The organism is Streptomyces sp. NPDC040410 (assembly GCF_055595715.1).
Map to the genome: position 1 here is coordinate 259527 of NZ_JBVIVK010000007.1, position 20179 is coordinate 279705.

A 20179-nucleotide genomic window follows, 5' to 3' on the forward strand; every position below is an offset into this window, starting at 1 on the left:
TCCCCGCCCTAATATGATGGCCCGTCAGATCCGTAAGGGGGGCCCATGGATGCCGGCTTCACCGCCGAGCAGGACGAGATCCGCCGCACCCTCCGCGAGCTGCTCGGCAGGCGCTGCGGGACAGCGGCGGAGATACGGGCCGCCGTCGACAGCCCCGCCGGGCACGACCCCGCCCCGTGGGACGCCCTCGCCGGGCGGCTCGGGCTGCCCGGCCTCGCCCTTCCCGAGGCGTACGGCGGTGTCGGCTGCTCCGTCACCGAGCTCGCCCTGGCCGCGGAGGAGACGGGGCGGTTCCTCGCCCCGTCACCGCTGCTCGCCACCGCCGGCCTCGCCGCCCTCCTGCTGCTCGCCCTGGGGACACCGGCCCAACGGGCCGAGCTGCTGCCGCGCATCGCCTCCGGCGGACTCACAGCGGCCCTCGCCGTACCCGGCTCGGCCCTCGCCACCGCCCTCGCGCTGACCGGCGCCGACGGCGGAGACTGGGCCGGCGGAGGGCGGGCGGGCGGGTGCAGGCCCGGCTCGCCGGCCACGACTGGCGGCTGTACGGGCAGGTCGACCAGGTGCTCGGCGGCCACAGTGCGGGGCTGCTCGTGGTCGCCGCCCACGCCGGAGGCTTCGCCCGGTCGCGGACCCTGCTCTTTCTCGTTCCCGGGGAAGCGGAGGGGCTCGTACGGACACGGCAGACCGGGCTGGACCCGACGCGACCGCAGGCCCGCCTCCAACTACGCGAGGTGGAAGCCGAGTTGCTGGGCGACGACCAGGGGGCGGAGGTTCTGGACAGCCTCGCCCGGGTCGGCGACGGCGCCGCCGCCCTGCTCGCCTGCGAGGCCGTCGGGGCCGCGGACCGGGCGCTGGAGCGGACCGTGGAGTACGTCCGGCATGAGCAGTTCGGCCGGGCCGTCGGCTCCTTCCAGGCCGTCAAGCACCGGCTGGCCGACGTGTACGTGCAGGTGCAGGCCGCACGCTCGGCGGCCTACTACGCGGCCTGGGCCACCGCGAACGGCGAGCAGGCCGGCGGGCTCGCCCTCGCGCAGGCCTTGGAGGCGCTGCGCCACGCCGCCGGCGAGGGCATCCAGCTGCACGGCGGCATCGGGTTCACCTGGGAGCACGAGGCCCACCTGTACTTCAAGCGCGCCGCGGGCGACGAGCTGCTGTTCGGGCCGGTCCACCGGCTGCGCGGGCACGCCGCCGACCGGGCCCACCTGTTCGAGGCGACGGAGGTGCGTGTGTGTGGCTGTCGGTGTGCGTGTGGTGCAGAAGGTGTCGTCGACGCGCGGCTTCGCCAAGGTGGCGCCGCACGTGATCCCCGCGCTCGACCGGGCCGTCCACCGGCTCACGCGCGGCAGAGTGCTGCTCAGCGCGCAGCTGCTGCCCGGGGTCGTGCTGATCTCGACCGGTGCGCGCAGCGGCCTCGAACGGCGTACGCCGCTTGCCTGCATGCCCGAGGAGGGCGGGCGGAGCTGGATTCTCGTCGGCTCCAACTTCGGACGGACCGGCCATCCCGCCTGGACCCACAACCTCCTCGCCCGCCCCGACGCCTCCGTCAGCTGGAGGGGCGAGGACATCGCCGTCACGGCCCGGCTGCTGGAAGGAGAGGAGCGGGCCGCGGCCTGGAAGGCGCTACAGGGGTTCTGGCCGCCGTACGCGACGTACCAGGCCCGGGTGGAGCGGGAGATACGGGTCTTCAGGATCGTACGGAGGCGACAGCTGCAGGGGCCGTAGTCCTCACAGCGTCGCCAGCCGCTGCACCAGCAGGAACGCGCCGATTCCCAGCATCGCCGCCCCCGACGTGCGCGCGACCGCGCGGGCGGCGGCCGGGCGGGCGCCGAGGACCGCGCGGGCCGTGCCCCCGACCGTCAGATAGACGGCGGCGCAGCACGCCATGTGGAGCACGCCGAGGACGGCGGTCTGCGCGGCCACCGGCAGGTGCCCGCCCCCGGTGACGAGGAACTGCGGCAGGACGGAGAGATAGAGCAGCAGGCCTTTGGGGTTCAGGCCGCTGATCGTGGCGCCGCGCAGGAAGACGCGGGCGCGGGTCGTCTCGTCGGCGGCTTCCGCCGCTCCCGGGGCGTCCGGCCGGCGCAGCACGCCCCACCCCAGCCACACCAGATACGCCGCCCCCGCCGCCGTCAGCGCGGTGAGCAGGCCCGGTGAGCCCGCCACCAGGACCGCAAGGCCCGCCGCCGCCAGCACGGTGTGCAGCGCGTATCCGGCGACCAGGCCCGCCACCGCCGTGACCGCCGAGCGGTCGCGCAGGCCGGCCGAGATCGCGTACGCCCAGTCGGCGCCCGGCACGCAGACCAGCAGCAGGTCCACGGCGAGGAAGGAGATGAGGGTTCCCGAGTCCATGATGGGGACATTAGGCGCGGATAGCCCGAAAGTGTTCCTCAAATTTGCTCATGATCGCGGTTCTCGGGGGAAGATCTGCCTCATGGATGACATGGACCGGAAGATTCTTTCCGAGCTGCAGCAGGACGGGCGGCTGACCGTGACCGAGCTGGCCGCGCGGGTGCGGCTCAGCGTCTCGCCGTGTCACCGGCGGCTGCGTGAGCTGGAGCGTTCGGGTGCCGTCCGCGGCTACCGGGCGGTCGTCGACCCGGCCGCCGTCGGGCTGAACTTCGAGGCGCTGGTCTTCGTCTCGATGCGGCAGGAGGACCGGGACACGGTCGCGGAGTTCGAGCGGGCGCTTGCCGAGGTGGAGGAGGTGCTGGAGGCGCAGCGGCTGTTCGGGGAGCCGGACTACCTGCTGCGGGTCGTCGCCGCCGACCTCACCGCCTACCAGCGGCTGTACGACGAACGCCTCGCCACGCTGCCGGGCGTGCAGCGGCTGACCTCCACACTGGTGATGAAGCACGTGGTCAAGGACCGCCCGCTGCCCGGATAGCGCAGCAGGCGGCCGCTCACCTCGGTGAACAGCCGCCTGCCTGACAGGACTTGGACCTGGGAAAGGGTGTGACCGGTTCGGCCGCCTACTTCGTCGGCTTCTTGCCGGTCACGCCCAGGTGCACCAACAGCGCCAGATTCGGCTTGAGTTCAGCCTGTTTGACGCCCCATGTCTGGAAGCCCTTCTGGTGCGAGGCCACGGCTGCGAGCATGGCGACCAGCGAACCCGCGACCGCCGCGGGGTTCACGTCCTTGTCGACCCTGCCCTTGGACTGGAGTTCGGCGACCGAGTCCGCGAGGGAGTTGTTCACGGAGTTCAGGATCTTCATGCGGATCTTGTAGAACCGCTTGTCACCTTCGGCCGCGCCGAGGTCGACGACCCTGAGGATCGCGTCGTTCCTGCGCCAGAACTCCAGGAATCCGTCGACGAGTTCCTGGGCGGTCTGCCAGCCGGCCTTGCCGACCCACGACCTGCCCTCGAGGAGCTCGGTCAATCCGGCGCCCTCGGTGGCCATTTGCTCGGCGATCTCCAGGACGGCGCCTTCGACGTCCGGGAAGTACTGGTAGAAGGTGGCGGGCGAAGTGCCCGCCTTCCGGGCGACATCGATGACTTTGACGTCCCGGTACGGGGAGGAGCTGAGCATCTCGCTGAGGCAGTCGAGCAGCTTCTGCCGGGTCGCCTGCCCACGCCGGCCGGCCACGCGGCCGTCGACGGTACGCACTTGTCCTGTCATGCCGTCAGCTTACCGAGGGGTGATCGGAGCGCGATTCGGCCGACTGCAAATGGGGTGCACGGGTGAGGAAAGGGTGGTGCGCCTGGTCTGCGGGGTGCGTGGGACACCGTTACGTTGGCGGCATGGCCGAAAACAGGGCATCCGCATACGGAGAGGGCGTCCCGTGCTGGATCGACGCCCAGCTTCCCGACCTGGCGGCGGGCAGGCGGTTCTACGGTGATCTCTTCGGGTGGACCTTCGAGGACCAGCCGGCGGCGTCCGGGCCCACCGTGTGGGCGCTGAAGGACGGCGAGCCCGTCGCCGCGCTCGCGCACAAGGCGGACGGCCGTATGCCCACCGTCTGGACGGTGTACTTCGCGACGCCGGACGCCGAGGGGCTGGCCGACCGGATCTGGGCCGCCGGCGGCCAGATCGTCGTGGCCCCTACACCGGTCGGCGACCTGGGCACGGCCGCGCTGGCCACCGACCCCGAGGGCGCCGTCTTCGCCCTCTGGCAGCCGGACCACCACCCGGGATTCGGCAGGCGGCACGAGCCGGGCACCTTCGCCTGGGCCGAGCTCTACGCCCGGGACACCGAGGCCGCCAACACCTTCTACGGCGAGCTCTTCCACGACGCCCTGTTCGGGCCCGACGCCGAGCCCGACTTCGGCCGCGCGCCCGTCTCCGACGTCTTCGCGGCCGAGATGCCGCCGCACTTCCTCGTCCATTTCGGGGCCGACGACTGCGAGGCCGTACTCGCGACGGTGAACCGGCTCGGCGGACGGGTTCAGGTACCGCCCTTCGACACCTCGTACGGAAAAGTGGCCGTGGTCTCGGACAATCAAGGCGCTTCATTCGCGGTGCTGGAGCGCTGAGCGGGCATTTTATGTCCGTAGATGTGCGCAGATGTAAAGAGACACCCCGATATTTCCCCGGGTTCGCAACCAGTGCCCCGGACAGGAAGAATCGGGGTGCGTGCCACCACCACGGGCGGTGGTGAGACGCTGCACGGGGTCGCGTACATATCTGGATGACGCGGCTCGTACGGGGAGGTGGCAGGCAAGTGGTGGATCAGCTGACGCAGCACGATCCGCGGCGGATCGGGCCGTTCGAGGTGCTGGGACGGCTGGGCGCCGGCGGCATGGGGCTGGTCTATCTCGCGCGCTCGGCGTCCGGCCGGCGCGTGGCGATCAAGACGGTCCGGACGGAGCTGGCCGAGGACCAGCTCTTCCGCGTCCGCTTCACCCGTGAGGTGGAGGCGGCCCGGGCGGTCTCCGGCTTCTACACGGCGGCCGTGGTCGACGCCGACCCCCGCGCGGCCGTGCCATGGCTGGCCACGGCGTACGTTCCCGCGCCTTCCCTCGAGGAGATAGTGAACGAGTGCGGGCCGATGCCGGCCCAGGCGGTGCGCTGGCTGGCCGCGGGTGTGGCCGAGGCCCTGCAGTCGATCCACGGCGCGGGGCTCGTCCACCGTGACCTCAAGCCCTCGAACGTCCTGGTGGTCGAGGACGGGCCGCGGGTCATCGACTTCGGTATCGCGTCCGGTGTCTCGAACACGCGTTTGACCATGACGAACGTCGCCGTCGGTACGCCCGCCTACATGTCCCCCGAACAGGCCAAGGACTCGCGGAGCGTGACGGGTGCGAGCGACGTGTTCTCGCTCGGCTCCATGCTGGTCTTCGCCGCCACCGGACACGCCCCCTTCCACGGGGCGAACCCCGTCGAGACCGTGTTCATGCTGCTGCGCGAGGGCCCCGACCTGCAGGGCCTGCCGGACGAGCTCCGCCCGCTCATCGAATCCTGTATGCAGATGGAGGCCACGGCCCGCCCCAACCCGGCCGACCTCCAGGCCCAGCTGGCCCCCCACCTCTTCGGCTCCGGCTCCGACGACAGCGGTACGGCGTCGGCGTGGCTGCCCGAGCGCGCGGTGGGCCTGATCGAGTCGCGCCGCGGCGGCCGTCCGGCGGCCAAGCCCGCGCCGCAGAGCGCCCGCAGCGGCGGCGGAGGCGGTGGCCGGGTCGCGCCCCTGCCGCCCCCGCCCCCGCCCCCGCACGACCCCGTCGTCCCGGCCGCCGTGACCGCCCCGCCCCTGCCCGTGGGCGCCCCCGACACCGGCCCCGTGCGGCTGGCCGGCGCCAAGGTGCCCATCGGGCCCGGTCCGCGCGTCGCCGACGCCCGCGCGGCCGCCGTCAAGGCGCCCCCGCCGGAGGCCGGCCTGGCCGCCTCCTGGTCCAAGCCGCGCCCCGGGGTCAACGGCGCCGACCCCGTCGTGCCGGCGCCTGCCGCGGCCCCGCCGGAGACCGCGGCCGGCTGGCGCCCGTGGCGGTTCCGCATGTCGAACGACGTGTGGGGCACCCCGTCGGTCGCCGGCGACCTCGTCTACGTCACCTCCTTCGAGGTCCACGCACTGGACGTGGCCACCGGCCGGCGCCGCTTCAAGACGCGGGACGTGGCCTGGTCGATGGCGGTCGCGGACGGCCGTATCCACGCCTCCGACGGCCCCACGCTCTTCGCCCTGGAGGCCCGCGAGGGCGGCGACCTGTGGCGGCTGTCCACGGATGCCTGGGTGTACTCGCTGACGGCCGACCGCGGAACGGTCGTCACCGGCACCCGCGGCGGGGGCGTACAGGCCTGGGAGGCCTCCAACGGCCAGAAACTGTGGGAGATCACCGGCGCCCAGACCGACTTCGAGTCCCCGGAGGCCGGACCCGCCCTCCACGACGGCACGGTGTACGTCTGGCAGGACGCCCGGCTGCGCGCCCTGGACGCCCGGACCGGCGACGAGCGCTGGTCGTACCCGATCGGCGACGCGGCCTCCTGCGGCGGCGTGCCGGTGCGGGTGAGGCCCGCGCCGGACGGATACGTGTACGTGTCCGCCGGCACCCGGGTCCTGGCCGTCGACGTGGCGAGCGGTCACGTCCGCTGGCACTTCGAGGCGCCGGCGGTCTTCCTGTGCCCGCCGGCGTTCGTGCCGGGCCCCGCGGTGACCGGCGGGGGCGTCTACCTCGCCGACTACCTCGGCACCGTGTACGCCCTGGATGCCGCCGACGGCCGCGACCGCTGGCGCATCGCGACCGAGTCCCGGGCGTCGACGGAGCCCGTCCTGGTGGCGGCGGGACATGTGCACGTGGGCAGCGGCAAGGGCCTCTACACCCTGGACGCCGTCACCGGCACGCCCAAGTGGCGGTTCCAGGCGGGCGGTGACGTCGTGGGCACCCCCGTCGTGGCCGAGGGCCGCATCCACTTCGGCTCCACGGACCACCTGCTGTACACGCTGAAGGCCGACGACGGGCGCCTGAGATGGAAGCTCGCGACCGGCGGTGAGATCACCGGATCCCCGGTGGTCGAGGACGGCGTCGTGTACGCGTGCAGCAAGGACCGCTGCGTGTACGCCCTGGACGCGGAGAAGGGGACCGGAACGGCCAGGACGGCCTAGGAGACCCTCCTCGCCGTCCGGTGATCTCCACACGGTGATCGAAGCACGGTGACATGATCGTGACAGGTGATCCCTAGGCTTGGGGGATGCATCTACGGGGGCGCAGGCTCAAGTTCACAGCGGTCACGGCACTGGTGGTCCTCACGCTGACCGGTTTCTCGACAGGGCGCGGTCACGGCCACGGCCACGGAAGCAGCGACGGAGGGGGCGGCTGCAGCAGCTCAGGCCAGGACCACGACAGCTCGTCGACGACGTCCGGCGGCGGTACGTCGGGATCGGGCAGCCACCACGATTACGACGACCACGACGGCTACGACGACGACTCCTACGGCAGTGGCGGCGGGTCCGGCGACACGTCGACGGCGTCGCCGCAGGACGCCGAGGTGCGGCTGATCACCTGCGCGACCGAGAAGGCCCCGTACGCGACGGTCACGGTCACCAACCCGAACGGCACCGGCGGCACTTTCGCCTTCGACGTCACCTTCGTGGACGAACAGGCCGACACGGTCGTCCGGCGGAGCATGGAGGCGTACGTGTCGGCGGACAACTCGACCAGGGTGACGGTGGACGTGGACGACGCCGGCCTCCTCGCCCGCATCGACCACTGCCAGGTCGACCCGTACGCCCCACCGGTGAGTTGAGGACCGCGCCCGTCATCTGACCCGGAACCCCACGGACCGCCGGCCGGCGAACAGCTCGGCCTGGCGGTCCGGGGGCAGGTTGCCCAGCGAGATGAGATGCGGGGCCAGGGCGAACCCCTGGGCGACGGAGGCCTCCCTGGCGGCCCAGAGGGCACGCACGGTCCCCTGCACGCCCTCGGCCGGACAACCGGCGATGACCGCGGCGCACTCCTTCGCCGCCGCCAAAGCCCCGCCCGGCTCGGTGAGTTCGGAGACGAGCCCGATGTCATGGGCCCGCCGGGCACCGATCCGCTCCGCCGTCCCCATCAGCATCATCCGCGCGACCTCCCCGAACGGCATCCGCTGTGCCATCAGCACCGACTCGTACGCGCTGACCATGCCGTAGGTGGTGTGCGGGTCGAAGAAGACCGCCGTCGGGTCGGCGACGACGAACTCCGACTCCCCGAGGAGATAGAAGGCGCCCCCGCAGGCCATCCCCCGCACGGCGGCGACGACCGGCTTCCACAGGTCGTTGGCCTTGGGCCCGGCCCGCAGCAGCGGATCGTCCGCCATGTACGGCGAGTTCGGCTGCGGCACGACGGCGTCCCGGTCGAGCCCCGTGCAGAACGCCCGCTCACCGGCCCCGGTCAGGACGACGGCCCGTACGGAGTCGTCGAACCGCAACTCCTGCCAGACCTCCGTCAGTTCGTCACGCATGCCGAGGTCGATGGCGTTGAGCCGCTCGGGCCGGTCGAGGGTGACGACGGCGACGCCGGTGTCCTTGTCGGCGCTGAGGCGCACGCTCATGACCGCTCCAGGACCCACTGGGGAAGCCCGGCGGAGGTGAACACGACCAGCACCTCGGCGCCGATGCGGTCGCGTTCGGGCGGAAGGGAGCCGAGGGGCGCGCCGGCTTCCGTGACCAGATTGCCGACGAGCCGTATCCGGGGAGCGTCGGCGAGCTCGACGACCACGACGTTGTACGGCGCCTGCTCCGCGTAGTCCGGCAGGAGCGGCGGGTGGGGAACGGCGTACGACCAGACACGACCTCGCCCGGAGGTGGTGCGCCACTCGCTGCCGAAGGACTGGCAGTGAGGGCAGCAGGGCCGGGGCGGGAAGCGGAGTTCACCGCAGCCGGCACAGGCCTGGACGCGGAGCTCGCCCCGGGCGGCGTACCGCCAGAACGGGCGCCATCGGGGTCGATGACGGGGTAAAGCATCTCAACTCCTCAGCAGCAGCGCGGACGTGGGGACTCCCTCGCCCGCCGTGACCAGGCAGGTCGAGGCCCCCGGGACCTGGGCGGTGCTGGTCCCGCGCAGCTGCTTCACGCCTTCGGTGATGAGGTTGAAGCCGTGCACGTACGCCTCCGAGAGCCCGCCGCCGCCCGTGTTGACGGGCAGCCGCCCGCCGATCTCCAGGGCGCCTCCCTCGGTGAACGCCCCGCCCTCCCCTCTCCCGCAGAACCCGTAACCTTCCAGGGAGAGCGGTATGAGCGGGGAGAACGCGTCGTAGGTCTGGGCGACGTCGACGTCCTCGGGGGTGAAGTCCGCGTGCTTCCAGAGGTGCCGGGCGGCGGTCCAGGCGGGCCCGACGAGGGGATCGTCGTTCCAGTAGTTGATAGAGCAACTGCTCGGCCTGCACCCGGATGTGGCGGACGTGGCGGTGATCGGGGTCCCGGATCCGTGGCTGGGGGAGGTCGGGAAGGCCTACGTGGTACGACGGCCCGGGGCCGTGCTGACGAGTGACGACCTGATGGCCTGGGCCCGCCGGGAGATGGCGAACTACAAGGTGCCGACAGCGGTGGAGTTCGTGGGAGAGCTGCCCCGGAACGCGAGCGGGAAGGTGGTCAAGGGGGAGTTGCGGGGGCGGGCCGGTCAGACGTGGGGCGCGGCACGGAGGGAGATGAGCTGACGGACTCGCACGACGTCGGCCGCGGCGGCTCCCCTCCGCGCCGCCGCGGCCGATCCCCGTGTGGTGGCACTAGTGCCGCGTCAGCCAAGGTTTGCCCGGCAAGGAGCGGCGTCCGGTGCGTGCTCTCGGCGTTCCGGCCGGAAGTCCTCGTACTGGACGTACTCGGGCTTTCGGCCGGTGCGGCGAGAGGGCGTGCCGGGCGTCGCGACGGGGCGAACCTTGGCTGACGCTGTACTAGTTGGGGCGCTCGGTCGTCGCGTGGGCGTCGAGCGTCGTGATCTCCTCTTCGCCCGTCGCGTGGGCGTCCGCCGGCTTGAGAACCCCGCCGGTCGCGTGTGCGTCCTGAACGGTCAGCTCCTCCCCGGTGGCGTGGGCGTCGTTCGGCTTGATCTCGCCGCTGTTGTCGGCCATGACGGTCAACTCCCTTGAACTCTGCTGAGGGTTGAACTGCCCGTCCGGCGATTCCCCCGTGGACCGCCGGACGGGCATTCGTAAGGCCGTTCACCCTAACGGTGGGGCCAAGTGCCGAGCCGTCTGCCCCCCGACGCGACGGACCGGCACTGATGAGAGTGCCGGTCCGCGATAAACGATTGATGAACGCCTGAACGCCGCAGGTCAGGCGACCGCGGCCGGAGCCAGCAACGCGCGTACGTCAGCGGCCTCGGGTGACCCGAGTTCCTCGAAGATCTTCAGGGACTCCTGCCAGCACACCTGCGCCCGGTCCCTTTGCTCGATCCCCGTCAGGGCACGGCCGAGGACCGTCAGCACATTCGCGCGCCGCCAGTCGCCGCCGATGCCCCGCAGTTCGGCCAGGGCCTGCTCGGCGTGGGTGGCGGCCGGCGCCGGTGCCCGGTCGGCGAGATGCAGCTCGGCCAGCCGGAACAGCGTCATGCCGTGCCACAAACGCTGTCTGCTGTCGCGGAAGACCTCCAGAGCCGCCAGGAGGGCCGACTGTGCCTCGGCGGTCCTGCGAGCGCTGGTCAGCGCCAGACCGAGGGCGTACTTCCCGTTCGCGAGCCGCAGCGCCTGTCCGGAAGCGTCCTGCTCATAGATCTCGATCCCCGTCTGCGCCAGCGTCACCGCGCTGTCCGTACGGCCGGTGGCCAGATGGACGCGGGAGAGGTTGCACAGGGCAGCGGCGGCACCGGGCTGGTTTCCGTCGGCGCGGAAGGCCGCCAGGGCGCTTTCGAAGTGGGCCTCGGCGTCGGAGTGCCGGCCCTCGTAGAGAGCGATGATGCCTCGCTGGTTCGGGGCCTGTCCGCAGGCGACGGGATCCCCGACCGCCGTCGCGACTTCAAGGGCGTGCTTTCCTTCCGACTCCGCCTCGGCGAAGCGCCCGCACACACTGTGGACATGGGAGAGCATCGTGCGGGCCCTGCCCTCGGCCCAGGCATCGCCGGCGGCCTGGGCCGCATCGCTCACGGCCGTGGCAGCCTGGGTGAACTGCAGGGAGTTCGCGCCCGATTCGCCGAGATCCACGGCGGCCATCAGCAGGTCGGCGGCCTTGCGCTGCATCCCTGCGGCAGCCGCCTGCTGGGCTGCGGCCAGCAGGCAGTTCGACTCGCTGAACAGCCACTCCAGCGCGCGGTCCCGGTCGGGGAAGGACAGACCGGGCTGCTCGGTCGCCGCGAAGTGCTCCAGGACCCGCTCCCCGGGCCGTTCGATCGCATAGACCCCCGCCGCGGTCCCCAGATAGAAGTCCAGCAGCCGTGACAGTGCCTCGTGCCCGCTGGGCGGCCACTCGTCCCGCTCCGCGCAGGCACGCGCGTAGAGGCGTACGAGGTCGTGGTAGCGGTAGCGGCCGGGTGCCGCGGATTCCAGTAAAGAGGTGTCGACCAGCGACTCCAGCAGGTCCTCGGTGTCGTCCGTGGGCAGATTCAGTAAGGCCGCTGCCGCCGCCAGGGAGATGTCGGGGCCGTCCGCGAGGCCCAGCAGGCGGAACGCCCGTGCCTGGGCCGGTTCCAGTTGGCCGTAGCCCAGCTCGAAGGTCGCCTTGACGGCCAGGTCTCCCGCCTGGAGCTCGTCCAGGCGGCGTCGTTCGTCGGCGAGTTTGGCGGCCAGGACCGAGACCGTCCACGTGCGGCGGGCGGCCAGGCGGGACGCCGCGATGCGGATCGCCAAGGGGAGGAATCCGCACGCCGCCACCACGTCCAGTGCCGCTTCCCGCTCCGAGGCCACCCGTTCCTCGCCCACGATCTTCGTGAACAGGGACAGCGCCTCCTCCGGCGACATGACGTCCAGGTCGACCAGATGGGCGCCGGCCAGGTCCACCATCCGTACCCGTGACGTCACCAGCGCCGCGCAGCCCTCGGTGCCCGGCAGCAGCGGGCGCACCTGGGCGGCGTCCCGCGCGTTGTCCAGCAGGACCAGGATCCGGCGGCCGTCGAGGACCGAGCGGTACAGGGCCGCCCGTTCCTCCAGGGAGTCGGGGATCGCCGAGTCCGCCGTGCCCAGGGCACGCAGGAAGGAGCCGAGGACGGTCTCCGGGTCGGTCGCCCGCGCGCCCTCGCCCTGGAGGTTGGCGTACAACTGGCCGTCCGGGAAGGCTCCCCGTGCCTGGTGGGCCACATGGACCGCGAGCGTCGTCTTGCCGACGCCGCCGATTCCGGCCAGCGCCGAGACCGCCATCACGCGGCCGTCTGCCGAGGCCAGGACCTCGCTGAGTTCGGACACGAAGGAGGTGCGTCCGGTGAAGTCGGGTACGGTCGCGGGAAGCTGTGCGGGGCGGACCGGTGCCGCTGTGGGCTCGGTCTTCGGGGCGGACGGTTCCGCCAGGCCCGGGTCGGCCTGCAGGATCCGCTGCTGAAGTTCGCTGAGGCCCGGGCGCGGGTCGACGCCCAGTTCGTCGGCGAGGAGCCGGCGCGTGTCGGCGTACACCGCGAGGGCCTCCGCCTGCCGGCCGCTGCGGTACAGCGCCAGCATCAGCAGTTCGCGCAGGCGTTCCCGCAGGGGGTGCGCCGCCGTCAGCGCGGTCAGTTCCGAGACCGCCTCGGCGTGGCAGCCCTGTTCGAGGTCCATGTCCAGGCGTGATTCGAGGAGTTGCAGCCGCCACTCCTCCAGGCGGACCCGCTGCGCCTCCGCGTACGGGCCAGGCACGCCGGCCAGGACCTCGCCGTCCCACAGGGCCAGCGCCCGGCCCAGGACGTCCCGGGCGTGGCACAGGTCTCCGGCGTTCTTCGCCTTCTCCGCCTCGGCGGACAGTTCCTGAGCCACCGCCACGTCCAGGGCGCCCTCGCCCGGCGACCGGATGGCGTATCCGCCCGACTCGCTGACCAGGACGCCGGGGCCCAGCACCTTCCGCAGCCGTGAGGCGTAGGTCCGCAGCGCCGCCAGCGCCTGCGACGGGGGTTCGTCAGCCCACAGGGCGTCGATCAGTTCGGCCGCTGTCGCCGTGCGGCCCTCGCGCAGCAGGAGCGCGGCGAGCAGGGCGCGTTGCTGGGGGGAACCGGTGTTCAGCGGCTCCTCGCCGCGCCAGGCGCGCACGGGTCCGAGCACGCTGAAGCGCAGCGCCGCCGACTCCGTCGCGGAGTCGTAACGCCTCTGCTCCGGTACGCGCGGCGCCCCGGGCACCTGCGGTACACCGTCCATCGTCGTCTCCCTAGAAACAGTGAGCAACCCCGCCAGTCTGCCTTGTTCAGGCCAGACGCGTCAGCTGTGGAGAGGGTGATCACAAGGAGGCGAGCGGGATTCACGAGGTCTTCACCCGGCGTCAGCGTGCGTCCGCTCAGGACGACCACGCCCGGCACGCCCGCCCATCACCCGCCCCCGCTCCGCCTCTTCACCAAGCTGACGGATCGTCAGATCGGCGCTACCGTGAGCGCCATGGACACCGACGCCAGCACCCCCCGCACCTTTCCCCTGATCATCTCCGTAGACGACCACACGGTGGAGCCGGCGAACGGCGCCTCCATGTTGCGGCCGACGGTGTTGATCCCGACCCCGCCGGCCCGCAGCCGCCGTGCCACGCGGAAGGCACGGGCCACGTCGCCCGACCAGACGTAGTCGATCAGGCCGTAGTCGCTGTCGTCGGCGAGGGCGATCCCCTCGTCCTCCTCGTCGAAGGGGACGACGACCACCACCGGGCCGAAGATCTCCTCCCGGGCCACGCGCATGTCGTTCGTGCAGTCCGCGAGGAGGGTCGGGGCGACGTAGAAACCCCGGCCGGTCGACGGCCGTTCACCGCCGGCGACCACCGTCGCGCCCTCCTTCCGGCCGAGTTCGACGTAGGACTCCACCCGGTCCCGGTGCGCCGCCGAGATCACCGGCCCAACGACGGTGTCCGGCTCGCGGGGGTCACCCACCTTCAACCGGCCCGCGTAAGAGGCCAGTTGGTCCACCAGCCGGTCGTACACGCCCCGCTGCGCCAGCACCCGCGTCGGCGCCGTGCAGATCTGCCCGCTGTAGAAGGAGAAGGTGGTGCCGACGGCCAGGCAGGTGAAGGGGTCCACGCCCCGTTCGGCCGCGATGTCCTTCACCACGCGTCCGCGGAGCCCCGGTTCGCGTTGCTCGTACGTGATGACTTCGAGCCTGATCTCGTCCCTGCTGTATCCGACGGCGGTGTCGAGACGGGTGAGGGGGCGGTGGAGGTCCTCGTAGACCCACCAGTCGCCGAGAGGCCCGTCGTCGCCCGGTCGGCCCATGACGGGCTTGAACCGGCCGCCGAGGAAGGTCATTTCCTTCAGCGGGGCGCGGACGATGCGCGGGCCGGTGTCCAGGTACTTCTTCGGGAGGCGGTCCTGCCAGACGTTGGGGGCTTCAAGAAGAGCGGGGTCGGCCGGGACGTCGGCTCGTACGCGCTGCACGCCTACAGCGAGGTGCAGGCGATCGTGTGGCCGGGGTGAGCCTCCGGTGACCGGAGACTCACCCGTCCAGGTCCACCCGCACCGTCAGCAGCCCGGTCCCGATCACCCGTACGGCCGCGCTGTTCAGCCTGGGCAGGCTGCGCAGTCGTACGACGGCGTCGTCCTCGGGCATCAGATGCGCCGTGCCGCTGTGCCACCGCCCGCAGATCCGTACCCGGACCTTCGGGTCGGCCATGATGTTGCGGACGTACTGCGACCGCTCCCCGAACTCGGAGACCAGCCAGAAGGAATCGCCGACGCGCCGCCCGCCGACCGGAGTGCGGCGGGGCAGGCCCGACGCGCGGCCCGTGGTTTCCAGGAGGGTGTGGAAGGGGAGCCGGCGCATGAGCGGATTGGCGATCCGGCGCTGGATCGCCGTGGCGGCCCGGTACTTGCTCTCGGCGTTGCGGGACATCGCTGCTGAGACTCCCGTCTCCTGTCTCCCGTCTCCTGCCTGGCGCCGGTGACGGTGGTCTTCAATGTTCCCGGCGTTCGGGGACGTCCAGGGCGGGGGGTCGGCGATGCGCGTGATGACCTGGAATCCGTGGTGGAGGTTCGGCCCCTGGGAGCAGCGGCAGAAGGCCGTGCCGGCCACGTCCGCACCGTCCGGCGAGCGGGCGACGGCCCGTGGACGGGGTGTGGCCGTCGGGCCGCATTGCGGCGGTCGCCGACCTGGCCGGGGCCGGCCACGAGGGAGCCCCGCCCCGGCACCACGCGAACCGGGCTCAGGAGCGCCGTTCAATACCCGAGGAAGATCGGGTTCGTGAACGCGGCCAACGCCCCCGGCAGTGGTCCCGCCGCCGTCTCGTGGCGCAACTCCGCCCGTACGTACGCCGCGTACGACGGCGTCGTACGCCATTCCACGGCCCCCTCGCCCGACACCGGCAGGACGGCGCCGGTGAACAGCACGCCCTGGTCGGTCACGAAGCGGGCCGTGCAGCGGGGGGCTCCCGTCACCTCCAGGCGTACGGTCACCGGGGTGTCCGGGTCGGTCTTCAGGCGTTCTCCGATGCCCGCGTGTGCGCCCCGGTCGCCGGTCGCCGTGAACGACAGCGAGACTCTGCTCGACTCCGCCGCATACGAGCGCCCCGCCCGGATCCCCTCCTGGATCGCCTCCCGGGTCAGGTCGTCGGCCAGGACCACCGTCTGCGGCAGGCCGACCACGTCCGGGTCGCGGTGGGCGTCGCTGTTCCCCATCGCCGGGATCCAGCCGCGCCCCTCCCGCACGGACGCGACCAGCATCCCGTCCCAGGCCGCCAGCGTCACCTCGTCGTCCGGTGTGCAGGGGCCGTTCCACACCTCGACCGCGTCCGCCTCGCCGAAGCCGAACTTCCAGTTGCAGCCGATGCAGGTGGCGTGCGGGTGGGCCGGGACGACCAGGCCGCCGGCCCGGCGGATCCGGTGGGCGAAACGGCCGAAGCGGTCGTCGCGGGCCCGGTAGCGCCAGTCGACGAACGTGCCGGGCTCGGTGCCCAGCGCCACGACGTGGCCGTTCCGGGTGGTGACCTCCTCACCCAGCATGACCAGCAGGTCGTCCCCGGCGACGTCCGCCCAGTGCGGGTGCGCCGCGTGCGTGTTGTGCTCCGAGGTGTTGATGAAGTCCAGGCCCGCGGCCCGGGCGAGGGCCCCGATCTCATCCGGGGTGCGGCGGCCGTCCGAGTACCAGGAGTGCAGGTGGCAGTCGCCCCGGTACCAGGCCCGGCCCCGCCCCTCGGCACGGGCGGGCGGGTACACCGGCTCGACGACGGCGCCCTGCTCGCCGTAGGTCAGCGTGACCGTGATCTCGTACGACAGGCCCTGGGGAGCGACCGTGTACGGGCCGAGCGCGATGTTCCAGGTGCCTTCGCGGACCGGTCCCGGGACGTATCCCGGCGTCGCGTCGTCCGTGCGCAGGAAGAACTCCGTGCGGGCGCCGCCCGACCAGCCCCGGAAGCCCTGGCCGCCCGGTTCGGTGCCGCGCTCGTCGAAGATGCCGATGTCGAGGGCGTTGCCCGCGGTGCCGGCCGGGACGGACGGCTTGTCATAGGTGTACGCGACCTTGATCTCGCGTACGCCGGAGGGGACTTCGACGGGGACGTACACGAAGTCGGGAGAGCCGGTGGGCAGGGTGCCCCGCACCGTCCTCGTCTCCTGGCCCCCGGTCCGGCCGGCCGCTGACGCGAAGCTCACGCTTCCCAACGTAAGCGCGGCGGCGGCGCCCGTCCAACAACGCGCGGCTGCCGAGGCCGTTTCCGCAGCCGAGGTCGTCGCCGCGGTGGTCGCCGTGGTGGTCGCCGTGGTGGTCGCCGGGGTTGTCCTGGCACACGCTGGAGGGCCCGACCGGTCGGTATGGACAGTTTGAGTCCCTGCCGGTAGAGACTGGGGCATGCGCATCTCCGTGACGATCTTCCTCACCGACGAGACGATCACGCCCACGCGGCTCGCCCGTGAGCTGGAGCAGCGGGGCTTCGCCGGGCTCTACCTCCCCGAGCACACCCACATCCCCGTCGAGCGCACCACTCCGTACCCGGCCGGTGGCGAGCTGCCGCCCGAGTACGGCCGGATTCTCGACCCGTTCGTGGCGCTCGGCCAGGCCGCCGCCGTCACCGAGCGCCTCGGCCTCGGCACCGGCGTCACGCTCGTCGCCCAGCACGACCCGATCGGCCTCGCCAAGCAGATCGCGACCCTGGACCACCTCTCCGGCGGCCGCTTCACCCTCGGCCTCGGCTTCGGCTGGAACGTGGAGGAAGCCGCCGACCACGGCGTCGAGTGGCGTACGCGGCGCGAGCTGGTCCGGGACCGGATGGGGCTGATGCGCGCCCTGTGGGCGGAGGAACCCACCGCGTACGAGGGGGAGTTCGCGAGCGTGCGCGCCAGCTTCGCCCACCCCAAGCCGGTGCGGAAGCCACGCCCGGCAAGCTCGCCCACTACGCCGGCCTCGGCATCGAGGAGACCGTCGTCCAGCTGCCGCCGGCGGAGGAGGCGGAAGTGCTGCGACTCCTGGACGAGTACGCGAGGTACGTGACCGGAACCGCCGACTCCAGTGACACCGTGTAACGGCCGCCGCCCGGGGACGAACCGGCCAGCGGCTGTCTGACCTGATCACATCGCTCGTATGCTCGATGGATGACGACTTCCGCGACCTCCGGAACGCGCCCGACCGAGAACTCCATGCGTCGCGCCCTCAAACGTGCCCGGGACGGCGTCGCCCTCGACGCCGGAGAGGCGGCGGTGCTCCTGCAGGCACGCGGCGAGGCTCTCGAAGACCTCGCCGCGTCGGCTGCCCGGGTGCGGGACGCCGGCCTCGATGCGGCCGGCCGTCCCGGCGTCATCACGTACTCGAAGAGCGTCTTCATCCCCCTCACCCGGCTGTGCCGGGACAAGTGCCACTACTGCACGTTCGTCACCGTCCCCGGCAAGCTGCGCCGGGCCGGTCACGGAATGTTCATGTCGCCCGACGAGGTGCTCGACGTGGCGCGCCGCGGGGCTGCCCTCGGCTGCAAGGAAGCCCTCATCACCCTCGGCGACAAGCCCGAGGACCGCTGGCCCGAGGCGCGCGAATGGCTCGACGCGCACGGCTACGACGACACCATCGCCTACGTCCGCGCCATCTCCGTCCGCGTCCTGGAGGAGACGGGGCTCCTGCCCCACCTGAACCCCGGCGTGATGACCTGGACCGACTTCCAGCGGCTGAAGCCGGTGGCGCCGAGCATGGGCATGATGCTGGAGACGACCGCGACCCGCCTGTGGTCCGAGCCCGGCGGCCCCCACCACGGCTCCCCGGACAAGGAGCCCGCGGTACGGCTGCGCGTCCTCGAGGACGCCGGCCGCTCCTCCGTGCCCTTCACGTCCGGCATCCTGATCGGGATCGGCGAGACGTACGAGGAGCGCGCCGAGTCGCTCTTCGCGCTGCGCCGCGTCTCCCGGGCGTACCACGGCATCCAGGAACTGATCATCCAGAACTTCCGCGCCAAGCCGGACACGGCGATGCGCGGCATGCCGGACGCGGAGCTCGACGAGCTGGTGGCGACAGTGGCGGTGGCCCGGCACATCATGGGGCCGAGCGCCTGTCTCCAGGCCCCGCCGAATCTCGTCGACGGCGAGTACGAGCGGCTCATCGGTGCCGGCATCGACGACTGGGGCGGCGTCTCCCCGCTCACCGTCGACCACGTCAACCCCGAGCGCCCCTGGCCGCAGATCGAGCAACTCGCCGAGAAGTCCGCGGCAGCCGGCTTCGAGCTGCGGGAACGGCTGTGTGTCTACCCGGAGTTCGTGCGGCGCGGCGAGCCCTGGCTGGACCCGCGGCTGCGGCCGCACGTACGGGCGCTGGCGGACCCGGAGACGGGACTGGCGCGTTCCGAGGCGCTTCCGCAGGGGCTGCCGTGGCAGGAGCCGGAGGAGGCTTTCGAGGCGAGCGGCCGTACGGACCTGCACCGCACGATCGACACCGACGGCCGTACGTCCGACCGCCGCGACGACTTCGACGAGGTGTACGGCGACTGGGGCGCCCTGCGCGAGGCTGCCGCGCCCGGCATGGTGCCGGAGCGCATCGACACGGACGTGCGCGAGGCCCTGCGCACCGCGGCCGACGACCCGGCGAAGCTGACGGACGCCGAGGCGCTGGCGCTGCTGCACGCGGACGGACCGGCACTGGACGCGCTGTGCCGGGTCGCGGACGACGTGCGCCGTTCGGCGGTCGGGGACGACGTGACGTACATCGTGACGCGGAACATCAACTTCACCAACGTCTGCTACACGGGCTGCCGCTTCTGCGCCTTCGCTCAGCGCCGCACGGACGTCGACGCGTACACGCTGTCGCTGGAGCAGGTCGCGGACCGGGCGCAGCAGGCCTGGGACGTGGGCGCGGTGGAGGTCTGCATGCAGGGCGGCATCCACCCGGACCTGCCGGGCACGGCGTACTTCGACATCGCGAAGGCGGTGAAGTCCCGCGTCCCCGGGATCCATGTGCACGCCTTCTCCCCGATGGAGGTCGTCAACGGCGCGACGAGGACGGGACTTTCGATCCGCGAGTGGCTGACGGCCGCGCAGGAGGCCGGACTTGACTCGATCCCCGGCACGGCGGCGGAGATCCTCGACGACGAGGTCCGCTGGGTTCTGACGAAGGGCAAGCTGCCCACGGCGACCTGGACCGAGGTCGTCACGACGGCCCACGAACTGGGCATCCGCTCCTCCTCGACGATGATGTACGGCCATGTGGACCAGCCGCGCCACTGGCTGGGGCATCTGCGGACACTGGCCGGGATCCAGCAACGGACGGGTGGCTTCACGGAGTTCGTGACGCTGCCGTTCGTCCACACCAACGCGCCGGTGTACTTGGCGGGGATCGCGCGCCCGGGCCCGACGACCCGCGACAACCGGGCGGTGACGGCGATGGCGAGGCTGTTGCTGCACCCGTGGATCCCGAACATCCAGACCAGCTGGGTGAAGCTGGGCACGGAGGGGGCGGCGGAGATGCTCCGCTCGGGGGCGAACGACCTCGGCGGCACGCTGATGGAGGAGACCATCTCGCGGATGGCGGGCTCGTCGTACGGCTCGTACAAGTCGGTCAAGGACCTGGTCGCTGTGGCGGAGGCGGCCGGACGCCCGTCGAAGCCGCGCACGACGCTGTACGGGGAGGTGCCGGAGGAACGGCGGCGGGCGGCGGCGGTGTCGGACGGACATCTGCCGGAACTGCTGCCGGTGCTGGACTGAGGTGGTGCGGGACCGAGGTGGTGCGGGACTGAGGTGGTGCGGGACTGAGGTGGGCTCGGCCGTCGGGGGACGGCCGGCCCACAG

12 protein-coding genes and 7 pseudogenes are annotated in these 20179 nt (G+C 72.1%); 9 read left to right on the top strand and 10 right to left on the bottom strand.

Annotated features, from left to right (window positions below):
- Positions 1 to 45: 45 nt before the first annotated feature.
- Positions 46 to 1229, top strand: a pseudogene (locus ACZ562_RS17550) (acyl-CoA dehydrogenase family protein); the annotation flags it as partial.
- Position 1230: 1 nt separating this feature from the next.
- The gene (locus tag ACZ562_RS17555; protein ID WP_471179461.1) at positions 1231 to 1722 is read left to right on the top strand and encodes a nitroreductase family deazaflavin-dependent oxidoreductase; all 492 of its coding nucleotides are present in this window, start codon (positions 1231 to 1233) and stop codon (positions 1720 to 1722) included.
- Between the two features lie 3 nt (positions 1723 to 1725).
- On the opposite strand, the gene ACZ562_RS17560 is transcribed toward ACZ562_RS17555, so the two are convergent.
- Positions 1726 to 2349 carry a LysE family translocator gene (locus ACZ562_RS17560; protein WP_471179464.1) on the bottom strand — a complete coding sequence of 208 codons (624 nt, stop codon included), beginning with the start codon at positions 2347 to 2349 and terminating at the stop codon, positions 1726 to 1728.
- An 82-nt stretch (positions 2350 to 2431) separates the two neighbouring features.
- Here ACZ562_RS17560 and ACZ562_RS17565 point away from each other — a divergent pair, with 82 nt between their 5' ends.
- Positions 2432 to 2884: an Lrp/AsnC family transcriptional regulator gene (locus ACZ562_RS17565; protein ID WP_471179470.1), complete on the top strand. Its 453-nt coding sequence runs from the start codon at positions 2432 to 2434 to the stop codon at positions 2882 to 2884.
- 85 nt (positions 2885 to 2969) lie between these two features.
- On the opposite strand, the gene ACZ562_RS17570 is transcribed toward ACZ562_RS17565, so the two are convergent.
- Positions 2970 to 3605 carry a TetR family transcriptional regulator gene (locus tag ACZ562_RS17570; protein WP_471179637.1) on the bottom strand — a complete coding sequence of 212 codons (636 nt, stop codon included), beginning with the start codon at positions 3603 to 3605 and terminating at the stop codon, positions 2970 to 2972.
- A 134-nt stretch (positions 3606 to 3739) separates the two neighbouring features.
- Here ACZ562_RS17570 and kbpA point away from each other — a divergent pair, with 134 nt between their 5' ends.
- The 3 genes from kbpA (at position 3740) to ACZ562_RS17585 (ending at position 7673) form a co-directional block, all read left to right on the top strand.
- Complete coding sequence (gene kbpA, locus ACZ562_RS17575) at positions 3740 to 4471, top strand: AfsK-binding protein KbpA (RefSeq protein WP_471179473.1); 732 nt, start codon at positions 3740 to 3742, stop codon at positions 4469 to 4471.
- Between the two features lie 188 nt (positions 4472 to 4659).
- Positions 4660 to 7032: a protein serine/threonine kinase AfsK gene (afsK, locus tag ACZ562_RS17580; protein ID WP_471179476.1), complete on the top strand. Its 2373-nt coding sequence runs from the start codon at positions 4660 to 4662 to the stop codon at positions 7030 to 7032.
- An 86-nt stretch (positions 7033 to 7118) separates the two neighbouring features.
- The gene (locus tag ACZ562_RS17585) at positions 7119 to 7673 is read left to right on the top strand and encodes a hypothetical protein (RefSeq protein ID WP_471179479.1); all 555 of its coding nucleotides are present in this window, start codon (positions 7119 to 7121) and stop codon (positions 7671 to 7673) included.
- Between the two features lie 12 nt (positions 7674 to 7685).
- On the opposite strand, the gene ACZ562_RS17590 is transcribed toward ACZ562_RS17585, so the two are convergent.
- The 3 genes and pseudogenes from ACZ562_RS17590 to ACZ562_RS17600 all read right to left on the bottom strand — a co-directional run.
- Positions 7686 to 8459 carry an enoyl-CoA hydratase/isomerase family protein gene (locus ACZ562_RS17590; protein WP_471179481.1) on the bottom strand — a complete coding sequence of 258 codons (774 nt, stop codon included), beginning with the start codon at positions 8457 to 8459 and terminating at the stop codon, positions 7686 to 7688.
- Positions 8456 to 8871, bottom strand: a pseudogene (locus ACZ562_RS17595) (Zn-ribbon domain-containing OB-fold protein). Before ACZ562_RS17595 ends, ACZ562_RS17590 begins: the two are co-directional and overlap by 4 nt.
- Position 8872: 1 nt before the next feature.
- Positions 8873 to 9271, bottom strand: a pseudogene (locus tag ACZ562_RS17600) (thiolase C-terminal domain-containing protein); the annotation flags it as partial.
- On the opposite strand from ACZ562_RS17600, the pseudogene ACZ562_RS17605 reads away from it, so the two are divergent.
- Positions 9270 to 9563: pseudogene (locus ACZ562_RS17605) on the top strand (AMP-binding enzyme); the annotation flags it as partial. The pseudogenes ACZ562_RS17600 and ACZ562_RS17605 sit on opposite strands and share 2 nt — an antisense overlap.
- 234 nt (positions 9564 to 9797) lie before the next feature.
- Here ACZ562_RS17605 and ACZ562_RS17610 read toward each other — a convergent pair.
- From ACZ562_RS17610 to ACZ562_RS17630, 5 genes and pseudogenes are all read right to left on the bottom strand, one after another.
- The gene (locus tag ACZ562_RS17610) at positions 9798 to 9974 is read right to left on the bottom strand and encodes a hypothetical protein (RefSeq protein ID WP_471179484.1); all 177 of its coding nucleotides are present in this window, start codon (positions 9972 to 9974) and stop codon (positions 9798 to 9800) included.
- A gap of 204 nt (positions 9975 to 10178) precedes the next feature.
- Entirely contained in the window at positions 10179 to 13151 is a 2973-nt protein-coding gene (afsR, locus tag ACZ562_RS17615) for an SARP-family global regulator AfsR (RefSeq protein WP_471179486.1), read from the bottom strand.
- A 302-nt stretch (positions 13152 to 13453) separates the two neighbouring features.
- A pseudogene (locus ACZ562_RS17620) lies at positions 13454 to 13987 on the bottom strand (aldehyde dehydrogenase family protein); the annotation flags it as partial.
- 436 nt (positions 13988 to 14423) lie between these two features.
- Positions 14424 to 14819 carry a nitroreductase/quinone reductase family protein gene (locus ACZ562_RS17625; protein WP_471179489.1) on the bottom strand — a complete coding sequence of 132 codons (396 nt, stop codon included), beginning with the start codon at positions 14817 to 14819 and terminating at the stop codon, positions 14424 to 14426.
- 323 nt (positions 14820 to 15142) lie between these two features.
- A pseudogene (locus tag ACZ562_RS17630) lies at positions 15143 to 16613 on the bottom strand (CehA/McbA family metallohydrolase).
- Between the two features lie 156 nt (positions 16614 to 16769).
- Here ACZ562_RS17630 and ACZ562_RS17635 point away from each other — a divergent pair.
- Together ACZ562_RS17635 and ACZ562_RS17640 are read left to right on the top strand one after the other, a co-directional pair.
- Positions 16770 to 17440, top strand: a pseudogene (locus ACZ562_RS17635) (TIGR03619 family F420-dependent LLM class oxidoreductase).
- Between the two features lie 69 nt (positions 17441 to 17509).
- On the top strand, positions 17510 to 20095 hold the full coding sequence (locus ACZ562_RS17640; RefSeq protein WP_471179492.1) for a bifunctional FO biosynthesis protein CofGH: 2586 nt from the start codon (positions 17510 to 17512) through the stop codon (positions 20093 to 20095).
- The last annotated feature ends 84 nt before the right edge of the window (positions 20096 to 20179 follow it).